Here is a 17,977-nt window from a genome sequence, read left to right on the forward strand (position 1 = left end):
CCTTACCCGGCCTACAACCCCGTAGTCCCTGCAAGCGTAGCGCCGCTGGGCGATAGTCAGAGGGGAGAGTCCTGGCTAATCTCATCCAGCGATAAATGGAAGCTCGGCACAAACACCTGCATAAAGTAATCCATCTCTTCGCTGCGGCGAGATTCCAGCGTTTTTTCCAGACGCGTTTTTGCCAGTAAAAACTCGTTATTCCCCGCAGACAGCTCTTCCAGACACTTCAGGTAGGCACACAGCGCGTCGGCCTGTTTTACCAGCAACCTTTCGTCTTCCGTGTATTGATGCTCATCGATCAGCGGCTCAAAGATATCGCGCAACTCGTCCGGTACCATGTCAATCAGCTTCTGCTGGGCAATCTTCTCAATGGCCTTATATTCCTGCGCAATCTGCGAGTTGAAATATTTCACCGGCGTAGGCAGATCGCCGGTCAGCACTTCTGACGCATCGTGGTACATCGCCAGCAGAGCAATGCGTTCTGCATTGACCTGTCCGTTGAATTTTCGGTTTTTAATGGCGGCCAGCGCGTGAGCGACCATCGCAACCTGCAGGCTATGCTCTGAAACATTCTCAGTGCGGACATTACGCATCAGCGGCCAGCGGTTGATGAGTTTCAGACGGGAGAGATGGGCAAAGAAATGACTCTGACTCATAGGTTACCTTTTGTCTTTACTGCGACAGGACTTCATTGTGCGGGGAGGGGAGGGAAGATGCAAATCTGCGGCTGTTGTAGGCCGGGTAAGCGCAGCGCCACCCGGCAGAAAGGCAACGTTATTGATGATAACCGGACAGGAATCGCCCGAAGCGGCTGATGGCCATTTCGAGGTCATCTTCGCGCGGCAGCGTCACGATACGTACGTGATCCGGCCATGGCCAGTTAAACGCCGTGCCCTGAACCAGCAGCACTTTTTCCTGCAACAGGAAATCGAGCACCATTTTCTGATCGTCGTGAATATTGAAGCGCTTCGCGTCGATTTTCGGGAACATATACAGCGCCCCATTCGGCTTCACGCAGGAGACGCCCGGGATATCGTTGATCAGCTCCCACGCGCGGTTACGCTGCTCGTACAGGCGACCACCGGGAACGATGAACTCGCTAATGCTCTGATAACCGCCGAGCGCTGTCTGGATCGCGTGCTGCGCCGGAACGTTGGCACACAAACGCATGGAGGCCAGCATCTCCAGCCCTTCAATATAGCCTTTGGCGTGTTTTTTCGGACCGTTTAATACCATCCAGCCCTGACGGAAACCGGCCACACGGTAGGTTTTAGACAGGCCGTTAAAGGTGACGGTCAGCAGATCCGGGGCCAGCGCGGCGATGGAGTGGTGCTGTGCCGCGTCGTACAGGATCTTGTCGTAAATCTCGTCAGCGAAAATGATCAGGTTATGCTGGCGGGCGAGCTCGACGATCTCCATCAGCAGCTCTTTCGAATAGACCGCGCCTGTCGGGTTGTTCGGGTTAATGATTACGATGCCGCGCGTGCGGGGCGTAATTTTTGCGCGAATGTCATCGAGATCCGGGAACCAGTCAGAGGACTCATCGCACAGATAGTGCACGGCTTTACCGCTGGACAGTGACACGGCCGCCGTCCACAACGGATAGTCCGGCGCGGGAACCAGCATTTCGTCCCCGCTGTTCAGCAGCGCCTGCATCGCCTGCACAATCAGTTCGGAGACACCGTTGCCGATATAAATATCTTCAACGGTAACATCACGCATACCGCGAGCCTGGTAATGCTGCATGATGGCTTTACGTGCGGAGTAAAGTCCTTTTGAATCGCAATAGCCTTGTGCGGTAGGAAGGTTGCGGATCACATCAACCAGAATTTCATCCGGCGCTTCAAAACCAAATGGCGCAGGGTTACCAATGTTGAGTTTCAGAACCTTATTGCCTTCTTCTTCAAGGCGTTTAGCCTCTTTCAGAACCGGGCCGCGGATGTCATAACAGACATTATCTAGCTTGCTGGATTTTTCGATAGGGGACATGAACCTTTAACCTTTTCGCTATTATTGCCACTCCCTGCCGTGGAAGTCAGCACGGAATAATGTACTCCCCCCTCGCTTCGTTTTGAAGGGTGTGCAGTAGAAGATTTTGTGGCGGTAGCGGAATTTTGATAAATCTTTTTCGCTGCGGGTAAACTTTTTACTGCCTTAAAGTTGTGCGCATAGAACAGAGTTAGGTGAGTTATGCTGTTCATTTGCAGAAATGATGTATATTGTGCTGGGAAAAATAAGTGGTGAGTAGAACAGAGGTGGCAATCACCCTGAGTGACTTTTCGTAAAACCTGAATGCTTGATACATCTTTCTGTAATAGCATGATGTGGTTAAAAGTTACTCATGTGAAATTAATGTTAAGGGCCATTAATGAATGGACTTAATCTAAATTAAAATTTATTTATTATTAACCTATAAAATGCAACTTTAGTTAATTTTAATAAAATTAGTTTATAAGCTTAACATTCTTCTTTAATCCTCAATATTGCAATAAGACTTATAAATAAAGTGGATTTGGGTTAAGATGTCTTTCAGGAAAGCAGATGACAGATGCATGTTTTTTGTATATCTGGGACTGATTTTCCGAATTAATTGATTGTTATTGTTGGAGTTATCTCTGGCTGGAATGTGTCGAACATCTCCTGCTACGTTGACAGCGCTGCGATAAAGATGGCAGAAAAGGTGTTACACCTTTAATGTAATTTACATAAACCTGCGAACATCTAAATATCCTGAACGTTTAAGAGAATAAAAATAACGTCATGAAACGTGCTTTCTGACTGTTGATATAAAGCAGCACAATAACTATCTGTCAGGCAGTCTGCCGGGCCGGGATGCGAGGGAGAACCTTCAGAGGGAATTGCTTAACTGTTACACACACAGCTTCAACCCGGGCAGCTCCGCACGAGCAACCTGAAAGTGAATAGATATGATAAATGCAAATCGTCCGATAATGAATCTCGACCTCGATCTGCTGAGAACGTTTGTTGCGGTCGCCGATCTCAACACTTTTGCAGCTGCTGCTGCCGCCGTTTGCCGAACCCAGTCCGCCGTTAGCCAGCAAATGCAGCGGCTGGAGCAACTGGTTGGTAAAGAGCTTTTTGCCCGTCACGGGCGTAATAAGCTTTTAACGGAACACGGTATTCAGCTTCTGGGTTATGCCAGGAAAATTCTTCGCTTTAATGATGAAGCATGTATGTCATTAATGTTTAGCAACCTTCAAGGGGTGTTAACGTTAGGTGCATCTGATGAGTCAGCGGATACTATATTGCCGTTTCTTCTCAATCGTATTAGTTCGGTTTATCCGAAGCTTGCGCTGGATGTGAGTGTAAAGCGTAATGCCTTTATGGTTGAGATGTTAAATGAGAATAAAGTCGACCTGGTGGTCACCACGCATCGTCCCGGGCAGTTTGATTGCCTGACGCTGCGTACATCGCCTACGCACTGGTATTGCGCAGCCGAATATGTGCTGCAAAAAGGGGAGCCTGTTCCTCTGGTGTTACTGGATGACCCGAGCCCTTTCCGCGATATGGTGCTGACGGCGCTCAATGAGGCCAATATTCCGTGGCGTCTGGCGTATGTGGCTTCCACATTGCCAGCGGTTCGTGCCGCGGTGAAAGCCGGGCTTGGCGTAACGGCCCGTCCGGTAGAAATGATGAGCCCGGATCTGCGCGTCCTGGGTAAATCTGATGGTCTTCCTGCGTTGCCTGATACGCAATATCTGCTCTGCCATAACTCGACCAGTCATAACGAGTTGGCAAAAGTCGTATTCGAGGCGATGGAAAACTACCATAACCCATGGCAGTTCGAGCGCGTTACCTCCGAAGGGGGGGATGATTCCCTGATCGTTGAAGGTGACTTTGAGTGATCAATAGCTCAAAATTGTAGTAACAAAATGTAAGTGTAAAAAAAAGCCACTCGTGTGATTTTCGCATGCAGTGGCTTTTTTTTAGCAATAATACCCGTTTATGTCGAGTGGGTTTTCTGGTTTACATCTTTTAATCAACAAGTTAAGTCATTTTGCTTAAAACTTGTCCATTTTCCGTTCTCACATCATCCGTATCCACTCTTTGTTAAAAAAACAGGAAAGATGTTGCCGTATTCCAGGTTGAATTAACAAAAGCGTGTCTCAGATCAAGAAAATACTCCTATTTGGGGGGAGGAATCGTTGGCAAATCCTGTCAAAATAGGAGGGTTATTTTTTTTACTTCCGAAACGGACACGATTCAACAACATACATTTGACGGAAAGTCATGTACCCACCAGGGTTAAAGGGCACCAAATGTTAATGAGAATCGCTCGATGTAATTTAATGTGAAGAAACCTTTGTTAAAGTTGACAATAGGTTATAGAAAGGAGTAAAAAACCCCATCATTTTGCTGTCTACGTCTCATTTCAGACAGTTAGTGTAAGGTTATTTGTTCCTCCCCATGAATCGATGTGATGCCCATCTGCCAGCAAGAGCAGTGTCGTTGGTATCACTTTTGATGAGTAAGCAATGAGTATGTCAACATCCACAGAAGTCATCGCTCATCACTGGGCATTCGCAATCTTTCTTATTGTAGCCATTGGCCTGTGCTGCCTGATGTTAGTCGGCGGCTGGTTCCTGGGCGGTCGCGCCCGCGCAAGGCACAAAAACACACCTTTCGAATCAGGTATTGATTCAGTAGGTACCGCTCGCTTACGCCTGTCTGCCAAGTTCTATCTGGTAGCCATGTTCTTCGTCATCTTCGACGTGGAAGCGCTTTACCTTTTCGCATGGTCGACGTCCATCCGCGAAAGTGGTTGGGTGGGCTTTGTCGAGGCCGCAATTTTCATTTTAGTGCTACTGGCCGGTCTGGTTTATCTGGTGCGTATTGGCGCGCTTGACTGGACGCCTGCGCGTTCACGTCGTGAACACATCAACCCGGAAAACAGTATCTCTAATCGTCAGCAGTAACAGCGAGGCAATAAGATGGATTATACGCTCACCCGCATAGATCCTAACGGTGAGAATGACCGTTACCCCCTGCAAAAACAGGAGATCGTAACCGACCCCCTGGAGCAAGAAGTCAATAAAAGCGTGTACATGGGCAAGCTCGAGCATGCCATGCACGATATGGTCAACTGGGGTCGTAAGAACTCCATCTGGCCATACAACTTTGGCCTTTCTTGCTGCTACGTTGAAATGGTGACGTCATTCACTGCGGTGCATGACGTTGCGCGTTTTGGGGCAGAGGTATTGCGTGCTTCCCCACGTCAGGCTGACCTGATGGTGGTGGCGGGTACCTGCTTTACCAAAATGGCACCTGTTATTCAGCGTCTTTATGACCAGATGCTGGAGCCAAAATGGGTTATCTCCATGGGCGCATGTGCAAACTCTGGCGGTATGTACGACATCTATTCCGTCGTGCAGGGCGTAGATAAGTTTATTCCAGTGGATGTGTACATCCCGGGTTGTCCGCCACGTCCGGAAGCTTACATGCAGGCGCTCATGCTGCTGCAGGAGTCTATCGGTAAAGAACGTCGCCCACTGTCGTGGGTTGTTGGCGATCAGGGTGTGTATCGCGCGAACATGCAGTCTGAGCGCGAGCGTAAACGTGGTGAACGTATTGCCGTCACCAATCTGCGTACGCCTGACGAAATTTAATTTGCGCCTGTAGGCCTGGAGAACACCTTCGCATATCACTACTCAAATAGCGCGAAGCCAGGCTCAACAGTCACCACGGACCATTTGCAATGGTGAACAATATGACCGACTTAACCGCGCAAGAAGCCGCCTGGCAGACCCGGGATCATCTCGATGACCCAGTCATTGGCGAACTGCGCAACCGTTTTGGGCCGGATGCCTTTACTGTTCAGGCTACCCGCACCGGGGTACCCGTTGTTTGGGTGAAGCGTGAGCAATTACTGGAAGTGGTCGATTTCCTCAAGAAATTGCCAAAACCTTACGTCATGCTGTTTGACTTACACGGCATGGATGAACGTCTGCGTACCCACCGCCAGGGTCTCCCTGCTGCGGATTTTTCCGTTTTCTACCACCTGATCTCAATAGACCGTAATACGGATATCATGCTCAAGGTGGCATTGTCTGAAAACGACATGCATCTGCCGACTATCGTCAAACTTTTCCCAAACGCCAACTGGTATGAGCGTGAAACCTGGGAAATGTTCGGCATGACCTTCGACGGCCACCCGCATCTGACGCGCATCATGATGCCGCAGACCTGGACCGGCCACCCGCTGCGTAAAGACTACCCGGCACGTGCGACCGAATTCGATCCGTTTGAGCTGACCAAAGCCAAGCAGGATCTGGAGATGGAAGCGCTGACCTTCAAACCGGAAGACTGGGGCATGAAGCGCGGTACCGATAACGAGGACTTCATGTTCCTCAACCTCGGTCCAAACCACCCGTCTGCACATGGTGCATTCCGTATTATTCTTCAGCTTGATGGCGAAGAGATTGTCGACTGCGTACCTGACATCGGCTACCACCACCGTGGTGCTGAGAAGATGGGCGAGCGTCAATCCTGGCACAGCTACATTCCATATACCGACCGTATCGAGTACCTCGGCGGCTGCGTAAACGAAATGCCATACGTGCTGGCCGTTGAGAAACTGGCGGGTATCGTTACGCCGGATCGCGTTAACGTGATTCGCGTTATGCTGTCAGAACTGTTCCGTATCAACAGCCACCTGCTGTACATCTCCACGTTTATTCAGGACGTCGGCGCGATGACCCCGGTCTTCTTCGCCTTTACCGACCGTCAGAAAATCTACGATCTGGTAGAAGCGATTACCGGTTTCCGTATGCACCCGGCCTGGTTCCGTATCGGCGGTGTCGCACACGATCTGCCGCGCGGCTGGGACCGTCTGCTGCGCGAATTCCTCGACTGGATGCCAAAACGTCTGGCGTCTTACGAGAAAGCCGCACTGCGTAACACTATCCTGAAAGGCCGTTCCCAGGGCGTTGCTGCCTACGGCGCGAAAGAAGCGCTGGAGTGGGGTACGACGGGTGCAGGTCTGCGTGCGACCGGTATTGATTTCGACGTGCGTAAAGCACGTCCTTACTCTGGCTATGAGAACTTCGACTTTGAAGTCCCGGTTGGCGGCGGTGTTTCCGACTGCTACACCCGCGTGATGCTGAAAGTGGAAGAGCTGCGCCAGAGTCTGCGCATCCTTGAGCAGTGCCTCAACAACATGCCGGAAGGCCCGTTCAAAGCGGATCACCCGCTGACCACGCCGCCGCCGAAAGAGCGCACGCTGCAACATATCGAAACCCTGATCACTCACTTCCTGCAGGTTTCCTGGGGTCCGGTCATGCCGGCGCAAGAATCCTTCCAGATGATTGAAGCGACCAAGGGTATTAACAGTTACTACCTGACCAGTGACGGCAGCACCATGAGCTACCGTACCCGCGTGCGTACGCCGAGCTTTGCGCACCTGCAGCAGATCCCGTCCGCCATCCGCGGCAGTCTGGTCTCTGACCTGATTGTGTATCTGGGTAGTATCGATTTTGTTATGTCAGATGTGGACCGCTAATTATGCACGAGAATCAACAACCACAGACCGAGGCTTTTGAGCTGAGTGAAGCAGAACGTGCCGCCATTGAGCACGAGATGCACCACTACGAAGACCCGCGTGCGGCGTCCATTGAAGCGCTGAAAATCGTACAGAAACAGCGTGGTTGGGTGCCGGATGGGGCGATCTATGAGATCGCAAAAGTGCTGGGTATCCCGGCCAGTGACGTAGAAGGCGTAGCCACGTTCTACAGCCAGATCTTCCGTCAGCCGGTAGGCCGCCATGTGATCCGCTACTGTGACAGCGTTGTGTGTCACATCACCGGTTATCAGGGCATTCAGGCTGCGATTGAGAAGAAGCTCAATATCAAGCCGGGCCAGACCACGTTCGACGGCCGCTTTACGCTGCTGCCGACCTGCTGCCTGGGTAACTGCGACAAGGGGCCGACCATGATGATTGATGAGGACACTCACAGCCATCTGACGCCGGAAGCGATTCCTGACCTGCTGGAGCAGTACAAATGAAAACTGTAATTCGTACTGCTGAAACTCATCCACTGACCTGGCGTCTGCGTGATGACAAACAGCCGGTATGGCTTGAAGAATACGAAAGCAAAAACGGCTATGCCGGTGCGCGTAAAGCCCTTGGCGGCATGGCACCGGACGACATCGTTAATGCGGTGAAAGACTCTGGCCTGAAAGGGCGCGGCGGTGCGGGCTTCTCCACCGGTCTGAAGTGGAGCCTGATGCCAAAAGACGAGTCCATGAACATCCGTTACCTGCTGTGTAACGCTGATGAAATGGAGCCGGGCACCTATAAAGACCGCCTGCTGATGGAACAGCTGCCACACCTGCTGGTGGAAGGCATGCTGATCTCCGCGTTCGCGCTGAAAGCGTACCGTGGCTACATCTTCCTGCGCGGTGAGTACATCGAAGCGGCAGAAAACCTGCGTCGCGCGATTGCCGAAGCCACCGAAGCCGGCCTGCTTGGCAAAAACATCCTGGGCACCGGCTTTGACTTCGAGCTGTTCGTGCATACCGGTGCCGGGCGTTATATCTGCGGTGAAGAAACCGCGCTGATTAACTCCCTGGAAGGTCGCCGTGCGAACCCGCGTTCCAAGCCACCGTTCCCGGCAAGCTCCGGCGTATGGGGTAAACCGACCTGTGTAAACAACGTCGAAACCCTGTGTAACGTTCCGGCTATCCTCGCCAACGGCGTGGAGTGGTATCAGGGTATCTCCTCAAGTAAAGATGCCGGTACCAAGCTGATGGGCTTCTCCGGTCGCGTTAAAAATCCTGGCGTCTGGGAACTGCCGTTCGGTACCACCGCACGCGAAATTCTTGAAGACTACGCCGGCGGCATGCGCGATGGCCTGAAATTCAAAGCCTGGCAGCCGGGTGGGGCAGGAACAGACTTCCTGACCGAAGCCCACCTTGACCTGCCAATGGAATTCGAAAGCATTGGTAAAGCAGGCAGCCGTCTGGGTACGGCGCTGGCGATGGCCGTCGACCACGAGATCGGCATGGTATCGCTGGTGCGTAACCTGGAAGAGTTCTTCGCCCGCGAGTCCTGCGGCTGGTGTACACCGTGCCGTGATGGTCTGCCGTGGAGCGTGAAGATCCTGCGTGCTATCGAACGTGGTGAAGGTCAGCCAGGCGATATCGAGACACTTGAGCAACTGTGTCGATTCTTAGGCCCGGGTAAAACCTTCTGTGCCCACGCACCGGGTGCCGTCGAACCTCTGCAGAGCGCGATTAAATATTTCCGCGACGAGTTCGAAGCAGGCATCAAGCAGCCGTTCAGCAATACCCATGCGATCAATGGGATTCAGCCGAACCTGCTTAAAGCGCGCTGGTAACGACAAGAATTTTGATTAACGCTCGGTTTCGACTGAGCCAACTGGAAGCATGCTAATGGCTACGATTCATGTAGACGGCAAAGAATATGAGGTTAACGGGGCGGACAACCTGCTGGAAGCTTGTCTGTCGCTCGGCCTTGATATTCCGTATTTTTGCTGGCATCCGGCGCTGGGCAGCGTCGGTGCTTGCCGCCAGTGTGCGGTGAAGCAATATCAGAACGCGGAAGACACGCGTGGTCGCCTGGTGATGTCCTGTATGACGCCAGCCACCGAAGGCACCTTTATTTCGATTGATGACGAAGAAGCCAAACAGTTCCGCGAAAGCGTTGTGGAATGGTTGATGACCAACCACCCGCACGACTGTCCGGTCTGCGAAGAGGGCGGTAACTGCCACCTTCAGGATATGACCGTAATGACCGGTCACAGCTTCCGTCGCTATCGCTTTACCAAGCGTACCCACCGTAACCAGGATCTGGGGCCGTTCATCTCTCACGAAATGAACCGCTGCATCGCCTGCTACCGCTGCGTGCGTTACTACAAAGACTACGCAGACGGTCAGGATCTGGGCGTATATGGCGCGCATGACAACGTCTACTTTGGTCGTCCGGAAGACGGTACGCTGGAAAGCGAATTCTCCGGTAACCTGGTAGAAATTTGCCCGACCGGCGTATTCACGGATAAGACTCACTCCGAGCGCTACAACCGTAAGTGGGACATGCAGTTTGCACCAAGCATCTGCCAGCAGTGCTCCCTCGGCTGTAACACCAGCCCGGGCGAGCGCTACGGCGAACTGCGTCGTATTGAAAACCGTTACAACGGTACCGTTAACCACTACTTCCTCTGCGACCGCGGTCGTTTCGGCTATGGCTATGTGAACCTGAAAGACCGTCCGCGTCAGCCGGTTCAGCGCCGTGGCGATGACTTCATTACCCTGAACGCTGAACAGGCGATGCAGGGCGCGGCAGACATTCTGCGCCAGTCGAAGAAAGTGATCGGTATCGGCTCCCCGCGTGCCAGCATCGAAAGCAACTTCGCGCTGCGCGAGTTGGTTGGCGCGGAAAACTTCTATACCGGTATCGCCCAGGGCGAACAGGAACGTCTGCAGCTGGTGCTGAAAGTGCTGCGTGAAGGCGGTATTCATACCCCTGCGCTGCGCGAAATCGAATCCTATGATGCGGTTCTGGTGCTGGGTGAAGATCTGACTCAGACCGGCGCTCGCGCGGCGCTGGCGGTTCGTCAGGCGGTGAAGGGTAAAGCACGTGAAATGGCAGCCGCGCAGAAAGTGGCTGACTGGCAGATTGCGGCAATCCTGAACATCGGCCAGCGCGCGAAGCATCCTCTGTTCGTGACTAACGTCGATAATACCCGTCTGGACGATATCGCGGCGTGGACCTACTGCGCACCGGTTGAAGATCAGGCGCGTCTCGGCTTTGCGATTGCCCACGCGCTGGACAACAACGCGCCGGCGGTTGAACTGGATCGTGACCTGCAAAACAAGGTCGACGTGATTGTTCAGGCCCTGGCGGGTGCGAAGAAACCCCTGATTATTTCGGGTACTAATGCCGGAAGCGCGGAGATCATTCAGGCCGCAGCAAACGTTGCCAAAGCCCTGAAAGGCCGCGGTGCCGACGTTGGCGTAACCATGATTGCCCGTGCGGTAAACAGTATCGGTCTGGGGATGATTGGCGGTGGCTCCCTGGAAGCTGCGTTAAGCGAACTGGAATCCGGTGCTGCTGACGCCGTTGTGGTGCTGGAAAACGACCTGCATCGCCATGCTTCTGCCGCACGCGTAGACGCCGCACTCTCCAAAGCGCCGCTGGTGATGGTTATCGATCATCAGCGCACTGCGATTATGGATAAAGCGCACCTGGTGCTCTCTGCGGCAAGCTTCGCAGAAAGCGACGGTACCGTTATCAACAACGAAGGCCGCGCGCAGCGTTTCTTCCAGGTTTACGACCCGGCGTACTACGACAGCAACACCGTGATGCTGGAAAGCTGGCGCTGGCTGCACTCCCTGCACAGCACCGTGCAGAGCCGTGAAGTGGACTGGACGCAACTCGACCACGTTATCGACGCGGTTGTGGAAAAACTGCCTCAGCTGGCAGGCATTAAAGATGCCGCGCCTGAAGCAAGCTTCCGTATTCGCGGCCAGAAACTGGCGCGTGAACCGCACCGCTACAGCGGCCGTACCGCAATGCGTGCCAATATCAGCGTGCACGAACCGCGCCAGCCGCAGGACAAAGACACCATGTTTGCCTTCTCAATGGAAGGGAACAACCAGCCGTCTGCCCCGCGTTCACAGATCCCATTTGCATGGGCTCCAGGCTGGAACTCCCCGCAGGCATGGAACAAGTTCCAGGCTGAAGTGGGTGGTTCACTGCGCCACGGCGATCCGGGCGTACGTCTGATTGAAGCCTCCGAAACTGGTCTGGATTTCTTCACGACCGTTCCGGCGAGCTTCCAGGCGCAGGAAGGTAACTGGCGTATTGCGCCGTATTACCATCTGTTCGGTAGCGACGAGCTGTCCCAGCGTTCACCGGTCTTCCAGACCCGCATGCCGCAGCCGTACATCAAGCTCAACCCGGCGGATGCCGCGAAGCTTGGCGTAAATGCGGGTGCGAACATTGCCTTTAGCTATGACGGCCAGACAATCAGCCTGCCGCTGATTATCTCCGAAGGTCTGACAGCAGGGCAGGTGGGTCTGCCGATGGGTATGCCTGGCATCGCGCCGGTACTGGCGGGTGCACGTCTTGATAACCTGCAGGAGGCAAAAGCATGAGTTGGTTAACGCCGGATCTTATCGACATCCTGCTGAGCATTCTGAAAGCAGTCGTTATCCTGCTGGTGGTGGTCACCTGTGGCGCGTTCATGAGCTTTGGTGAACGTCGTCTGCTCGGTCTGTTCCAGAACCGTTACGGACCGAACCGCGTGGGCTGGGGTGGTTCACTCCAGCTGGTCGCGGACATGATCAAGATGTTCTTTAAAGAGGACTGGATCCCGCGCTTCTCGGATCGCGTGATCTTTACTCTGGCTCCGATGATCGCCTTCACCTCGCTGCTGCTGGCGTTTGCTATCGTTCCTGTCAGCCCGACCTGGGTGGTCGCTGACCTGAACATCGGCATTCTGTTCTTCCTGATGATGGCAGGCCTCGCGGTTTACGCGGTGCTGTTCGCGGGCTGGTCCAGTAACAACAAATACTCCCTGCTGGGTGCGATGCGTGCTTCCGCGCAGACGCTGAGCTACGAAGTGTTCCTGGGTCTCTCCCTGATGGGCGTGGTGGCGCAGGCCGGTTCATTCAACATGACCGACATCGTCAACAACCAGGCCGACATCTGGAACGTTATCCCGCAGTTCTTTGGCTTTATTACCTTTGCTATCGCGGGCGTGGCCGTGTGTCACCGTCACCCGTTTGACCAGCCAGAAGCCGAACAGGAACTGGCCGACGGTTACCACATCGAATATTCCGGTATGAAATTCGGTCTGTTCTTCGTGGGCGAGTACATCGGTATCGTCACCATTTCCGCGTTGATGGTAACGCTGTTCTTTGGTGGCTGGCATGGCCCGTTCTTACCGCCGTTCATCTGGTTCGCGCTGAAAACCGCGTTCTTCATGATGATGTTCATTTTGATTCGCGCAGCGTTACCGCGTCCGCGTTATGACCAGGTAATGTCCTTCGGCTGGAAAGTGTGCCTGCCGCTGACGCTCGTCAACTTGTTGGTAACGGCGGCTGTCATTCTCTGGCAGCAGCCATAAGGGGCTATAGACCATGACCTTAAAAGAATTACTGGTAGGCTTCGGTACCCAGGTACGCAGTATCTGGATGATCGGCCTGCACGCGTTTGCCAAACGCGAAACCCGGATGTACCCGGAAGAGCCGGTATATCTGCCGCCGCGCTACCGTGGCCGTATCGTGCTGACGCGCGACCCGGACGGTTCCGAGCGCTGCGTTGCCTGTAACCTGTGTGCGGTAGCGTGTCCGGTAGGCTGTATCTCTCTGCAGAAAGCAGAGACGGTAGATGGCCGCTGGTATCCTGAGTTCTTCCGCATCAACTTCTCACGCTGCATCTTCTGCGGTCTGTGTGAAGAAGCGTGCCCAACCACGGCGATTCAGCTGACTCCAGACTTCGAGCTGGGTGAGTACAAGCGTCAGGACCTGGTGTACGAGAAAGAGGATCTGCTGATTTCCGGTCCGGGCAAATACCCGGAATATAACTTCTACCGGATGGCGGGTATGGCAATCGACGGCAAAGATAAGGGCGAAGCAGAGAACGAAGCTAAGCCTATCGACGTCAAGAGCCTGTTACCGTAAGGAGAGGGCAATGGAATTCGCTTTTTATATCTGTGGCCTTATCGCCATCCTGGCTACGCTGCGAGTGATTACGCACACCAATCCGGTGCACGCGCTGCTGTACTTAATCATCTCGCTGCTGGCCATTTCCGGGGTGTTCTTTGCGCTGGGCGCGCACTTCGCCGGTGCGCTGGAAATCATCGTCTACGCCGGGGCCATTATGGTGCTGTTCGTGTTCGTGGTGATGATGCTGAACCTGGGCGGCTCTGAAATTGAGCAGGAACGTCAGTGGTTAAAACCGCAGGTGTGGATTGGTCCGGCCATTTTGTCGGCCATCATGCTGGTGGTGATTGTTTACGCCATTCTGGGTGTCAACGATCAGGGCATCGACGGAACGCCAATCAGCGCTAAAGAGGTCGGTATTACGCTCTTTGGCCCATACGTTCTGGCGGTTGAACTGGCCTCAATGCTGCTGCTGGCAGGTCTGGTTGTTGCTTTCCACGTTGGCCGCGAAGAGCGTGCTGGCGAGGTGCTGAGCAACCGCACTGACGACCGCGCGAAAAGAAAAACGGAGGAGCGCGCATGATCCCCTTAACACATGGACTGATCCTCGCTGCGATTTTATTCGTTCTGGGTTTGACCGGTCTGGTTATCCGCCGCAATCTGCTGTTTATGCTGATCGGCCTGGAAATCATGATTAACGCCTCCGCGCTGGCCTTCGTGGTCGCCGGAAGCTACTGGGGCCAGACCGATGGTCAGGTGATGTACATTCTCGCCATCAGCCTCGCGGCTGCCGAAGCGAGTATTGGCCTGGCGCTGTTACTGCAGCTCCATCGTCGCCGCCAGAACCTGAACATCGATTCAGTAAGTGAGTTGCGTGGATGAACATGCTTGCCTTAACCATTATTTTTCCGCTGATTGGCTTCGTGCTGCTGGCGTTTTCTCGCGGCCGCTGGTCTGAGAACCTGTCTGCAACCGTGGGCATTGGCTCAATCGGTCTGGCTGCGCTGGTGACAGCGTATGCGGGTATCGACTTCTTTAACAACGGACGTCAGCCATTCAGCGTGCCGCTGTGGACCTGGATGTCGGTCGGTGATTTCAACATCGGTTTCAACCTGGTGCTGGATGGTCTCTCGCTGACCATGCTCTCCGTGGTGACCGGCGTGGGTTTCCTGATCCACATGTTCGCTTCCTGGTACATGCGCGGTGAAGAGGGTTACTCCCGCTTCTTCGCCTACACCAACCTGTTTATCGCCAGCATGGTGGTTCTGGTGCTGGCCGATAACCTGCTGCTGATGTATCTGGGCTGGGAAGGCGTGGGTCTGTGTTCTTACCTGCTGATCGGTTTCTACTATACCGATCCGAAGAATGGCGCAGCGGCCATGAAAGCGTTCGTCGTCACCCGCGTGGGTGACGTGTTCCTCGCTTTTGCGCTGTTCATTCTTTACAACGAACTGGGCACGCTGAACTTCCGCGAAATGGTGGAACTGGCGCCGGCGCACTTCGCCGCAGGCAACAACATGCTGTGGTGGGCAACGCTGATGCTGCTGGGTGGTGCCGTGGGTAAATCCGCGCAGCTGCCGTTGCAGACCTGGCTGGCCGACGCGATGGCGGGTCCTACGCCTGTCTCCGCGCTGATCCACGCCGCGACCATGGTAACCGCAGGTGTCTACCTGATTGCGCGTACCCATGGCCTGTTCCTGATGACGCCGGAAATTCTGCATCTGGTGGGTATCGTTGGTGCGGTTACGCTGGTGCTGGCAGGCTTTGCCGCGCTGGTGCAGACCGACATCAAACGCGTTCTCGCGTATTCCACCATGAGCCAGATTGGTTACATGTTCCTCGCGCTGGGCGTTCAGGCGTGGGACGCGGCCATTTTCCACCTGATGACGCACGCGTTCTTTAAAGCGCTGCTGTTCCTCTCATCCGGTTCTGTGATCCTGGCCTGCCATCACGAGCAGAACATCTTCAAGATGGGCGGACTGCGTAAGTCTATCCCGCTGGTGTATGTCTGCTTCCTGGTGGGCGGCGCGGCGCTGGCGGCACTGCCGCTGATTACCGCGGGCTTCTTCAGTAAGGACGAAATCCTTGCGGGTGCCATGGCGAATGGCCATATCAATCTGATGGTTGCGGGTCTGGTCGGTGCGTTCATGACCTCCCTGTATACCTTCCGTATGATTTTCATCGTATTCCACGGTAAAGAACAAATTCACGCTCACGCAGGGAAGGGGATTACCCACCACCTGCCGCTGATTGTGCTGCTGGTACTGTCCACCTTCGTTGGCGCGATGATTGTGCCACCGCTGCAGGGCGTACTGCCAGACACCACCGAGCTTGAGCACGGTCGCGTTCTGACGCTTGAAATCACCTCCGGTGTGGTCGCTATCGCGGGCATCCTGATTGCTGCATGGCTGTGGCTGGGTAAACGTACGCTGGTGACTGCCGTTGCCAACAGTGCGCCAGGCCGTCTGCTGGGCACCTGGTGGTACAACGCGTGGGGCTTCGACTGGCTGTACGACATGATCTTCGTTAAGCCGTTCTTGGGCATTGCGTGGCTGGTGAAGCGCGACCCACTGAACAGCCTGATGAATATCCCGGCGATCCTTTCCCGCTTTGCAGGTAAAGGCCTGCTGTACAGCGAGAACGGTTATCTGCGCTGGTATGTGGCGTCCATGAGCATCGGTGCGGTTGTCGTGCTGGCGCTGCTGATGGTGTTGCGTTGATCGTTAAGTGAATTTTATTCGAATTCGTTGAAAATCAGGCCCCTGCTGGGGGCCTTAAAAAGGAATGTAAATCGCCATGTTACTACCCTGGCTAATATTAATTCCCTTCATCGGCGGCTTCCTGTGCTGGCAGACTGAACGCTTTGGCGTGAAGATGCCGCGCTGGATCGCGCTGATCACCATGGGATTGACGCTCGCGCTTGGTCTGCAACTCTGGTTGCAGGGTGGCTACTCTCTGACCCAGTCTGCGGGCATTCCGCAGTGGCAGTCTGAGTTTATCCTGCCGTGGATCCCGCGTTTCGGCATTACGATCCACCTGGCGATTGACGGTCTGTCGCTGCTGATGGTGGTGCTGACCGGTCTGCTCGGCGTTCTGGCGGTACTTTGCTCCTGGCGAGAAATCGAAAAATACCAGGGCTTCTTCCACCTGAACCTGATGTGGATCCTGGGCGGCGTTATCGGCGTGTTCCTTGCCATCGACATGTTCCTGTTCTTCTTCTTCTGGGAGATGATGCTGGTGCCGATGTACTTCCTGATCGCGCTGTGGGGCCACAAGGCGTCCGACGGTAAAACGCGTATCACGGCGGCAACCAAGTTCTTCATCTATACCCAGGCGAGTGGTCTGGTGATGCTGATTGCCATTCTGGCGCTGGTTTTTGTTCACCACAGTGCGACCGGCACCTGGACCTTCAACTACGAAGACCTGCTGAAGACCCCGATGTCGCACGGCGTTGAATACCTGCTGATGCTGGGCTTCTTCATCGCGTTCGCGGTGAAAATGCCGGTGGTTCCGCTGCACGGCTGGCTGCCTGACGCGCACTCTCAGGCGCCAACGGCGGGTTCCGTTGACCTGGCGGGCATCTTGCTGAAAACGGCGGCCTATGGTCTGCTGCGTTTCGCACTGCCGCTGTTCCCGAATGCCTCCGCTGAGTTCGCACCGATTGCCATGTGGCTGGGTGTCATTGGTATCTTCTACGGTGCCTGGATGGCCTTCACGCAGTACGACATCAAACGTCTGATTGCGTACACCTCCGTTTCCCACATGGGCTTCGTGCTGATTGCTATCTACACCGGCAGCCAGCTGGCGTACCAGGGCGCGGTGATCCAGATGATTGCGCACGGTCTGTCCGCAGCCGGCCTCTTCATCCTGTGCGGACAGCTATACGAACGTCTGCATACCCGCGACATGCGTATGATGGGCGGCCTGTGGGGCAAAATGAAATGGTTGCCAGCGCTGTCCATGTTCTTCGCGGTTGCCACCCTGGGGATGCCAGGTACCGGTAACTTCGTCGGCGAATTTATGATTCTGTTCGGCAGCTTCAAAGTGGTACCGGTGATTACCGTGATCTCCACCTTTGGTCTGGTGTTCGCTTCCGTGTACTCGCTGGCGATGCTGCACCGCGCTTACTTCGGTAAAGCGAAGAGCGAAATTGCTGCACAAGAACTGCCGGGGATGTCGCTGCGTGAGCTGTTCATCATCCTGCTGCTGGTCGTACTGCTGGTGCTGCTGGGCTTCTTCCCGCAGCCGATTCTGGATACCTCGCATAGCGCGATGGGTAACATCCAGCAGTGGTTTGTTAATTCTGCTTCTACTACAAGGCCGTAATTCG

At 54.4% G+C, this 17,977-nt stretch carries 15 protein-coding genes; 13 read left to right on the plus strand and 2 right to left on the minus strand.

From position 1 onward, the window contains the following. Positions 1–56 precede the first annotated feature (56 nt). Positions 57–656, minus strand: a complete 600-nt coding sequence (yfbR, locus tag E3U32_RS04340) for a 5'-deoxynucleotidase (protein ID WP_134347776.1) — start codon at positions 654–656, stop codon at positions 57–59. Positions 657–774: 118 nt separating this feature from the next. Continuing rightward, entirely contained in the window at positions 775–1,989 is a 1,215-nt protein-coding gene (alaA, locus tag E3U32_RS04345) for an alanine transaminase AlaA (RefSeq protein WP_008500204.1), read from the minus strand. A 938-nt stretch (positions 1,990–2,927) separates the two neighbouring features. Between alaA and lrhA the strand changes: the two genes are divergently transcribed. From lrhA to nuoM, 13 genes are all read left to right on the plus strand, one after another. Beyond that, the gene (gene lrhA / locus E3U32_RS04350; protein ID WP_134347777.1) at positions 2,928–3,866 is read left to right on the plus strand and encodes a transcriptional regulator LrhA; all 939 of its coding nucleotides are present in this window, start codon (positions 2,928–2,930) and stop codon (positions 3,864–3,866) included. A gap of 630 nt (positions 3,867–4,496) precedes the next feature. Then, positions 4,497–4,937 carry an NADH-quinone oxidoreductase subunit NuoA gene (nuoA, locus tag E3U32_RS04355; RefSeq protein WP_006176516.1) on the plus strand — a complete coding sequence of 147 codons (441 nt, stop codon included), beginning with the start codon at positions 4,497–4,499 and terminating at the stop codon, positions 4,935–4,937. Positions 4,938–4,952: 15 nt separating this feature from the next. Next, positions 4,953–5,627, plus strand: a complete 675-nt coding sequence (nuoB, locus tag E3U32_RS04360) for an NADH-quinone oxidoreductase subunit NuoB (protein ID WP_003861482.1) — start codon at positions 4,953–4,955, stop codon at positions 5,625–5,627. Positions 5,628–5,716: 89 nt separating this feature from the next. After that, entirely contained in the window at positions 5,717–7,519 is a 1,803-nt protein-coding gene (gene nuoC, locus E3U32_RS04365; RefSeq protein WP_134347778.1) for an NADH-quinone oxidoreductase subunit C/D, read from the plus strand. Positions 7,520–7,521: 2 nt separating this feature from the next. Beyond that, on the plus strand, positions 7,522–8,022 hold the full coding sequence (gene nuoE / locus E3U32_RS04370) for an NADH-quinone oxidoreductase subunit NuoE (protein WP_006176513.1): 501 nt from the start codon (positions 7,522–7,524) through the stop codon (positions 8,020–8,022). Continuing rightward, positions 8,019–9,356, plus strand: a complete 1,338-nt coding sequence (gene nuoF / locus E3U32_RS04375; protein WP_134347779.1) for an NADH-quinone oxidoreductase subunit NuoF — start codon at positions 8,019–8,021, stop codon at positions 9,354–9,356. Before nuoE ends, nuoF begins: the two co-directional genes overlap by 4 nt. A 55-nt stretch (positions 9,357–9,411) precedes the next feature. Beyond that, positions 9,412–12,135: an NADH-quinone oxidoreductase subunit NuoG gene (gene nuoG, locus E3U32_RS04380; protein WP_134347780.1), complete on the plus strand. Its 2,724-nt coding sequence runs from the start codon at positions 9,412–9,414 to the stop codon at positions 12,133–12,135. After that, positions 12,132–13,109 carry an NADH-quinone oxidoreductase subunit NuoH gene (nuoH, locus tag E3U32_RS04385; protein ID WP_047346615.1) on the plus strand — a complete coding sequence of 326 codons (978 nt, stop codon included), beginning with the start codon at positions 12,132–12,134 and terminating at the stop codon, positions 13,107–13,109. The genes nuoG and nuoH overlap by 4 nt, the downstream gene beginning before the upstream one ends. Positions 13,110–13,122: 13 nt before the next feature. Further along, positions 13,123–13,665: an NADH-quinone oxidoreductase subunit NuoI gene (nuoI, locus tag E3U32_RS04390; protein ID WP_003861491.1), complete on the plus strand. Its 543-nt coding sequence runs from the start codon at positions 13,123–13,125 to the stop codon at positions 13,663–13,665. 10 nt (positions 13,666–13,675) lie between these two features. Beyond that, the gene (gene nuoJ / locus E3U32_RS04395; protein ID WP_047346614.1) at positions 13,676–14,230 is read left to right on the plus strand and encodes an NADH-quinone oxidoreductase subunit J; all 555 of its coding nucleotides are present in this window, start codon (positions 13,676–13,678) and stop codon (positions 14,228–14,230) included. Beyond that, complete coding sequence (gene nuoK / locus E3U32_RS04400) at positions 14,227–14,529, plus strand: NADH-quinone oxidoreductase subunit NuoK (protein WP_003861496.1); 303 nt, start codon at positions 14,227–14,229, stop codon at positions 14,527–14,529. Before nuoJ ends, nuoK begins: the two co-directional genes overlap by 4 nt. After that, the gene (gene nuoL, locus E3U32_RS04405) at positions 14,526–16,367 is read left to right on the plus strand and encodes an NADH-quinone oxidoreductase subunit L (protein ID WP_134347781.1); all 1,842 of its coding nucleotides are present in this window, start codon (positions 14,526–14,528) and stop codon (positions 16,365–16,367) included. Before nuoK ends, nuoL begins: the two co-directional genes overlap by 4 nt. A gap of 76 nt (positions 16,368–16,443) precedes the next feature. After that, a complete protein-coding gene (gene nuoM, locus E3U32_RS04410) occupies positions 16,444–17,973 on the plus strand; it encodes an NADH-quinone oxidoreductase subunit M (RefSeq protein WP_134347782.1) in 1,530 nt (509 codons plus the stop codon). Positions 17,974–17,977: the final 4 nt, after the last annotated feature.

The organism is Lelliottia nimipressuralis, assembly GCF_004402045.1.
Taxonomy (GTDB): domain Bacteria; phylum Pseudomonadota; class Gammaproteobacteria; order Enterobacterales; family Enterobacteriaceae; genus Enterobacter; species Enterobacter chinensis.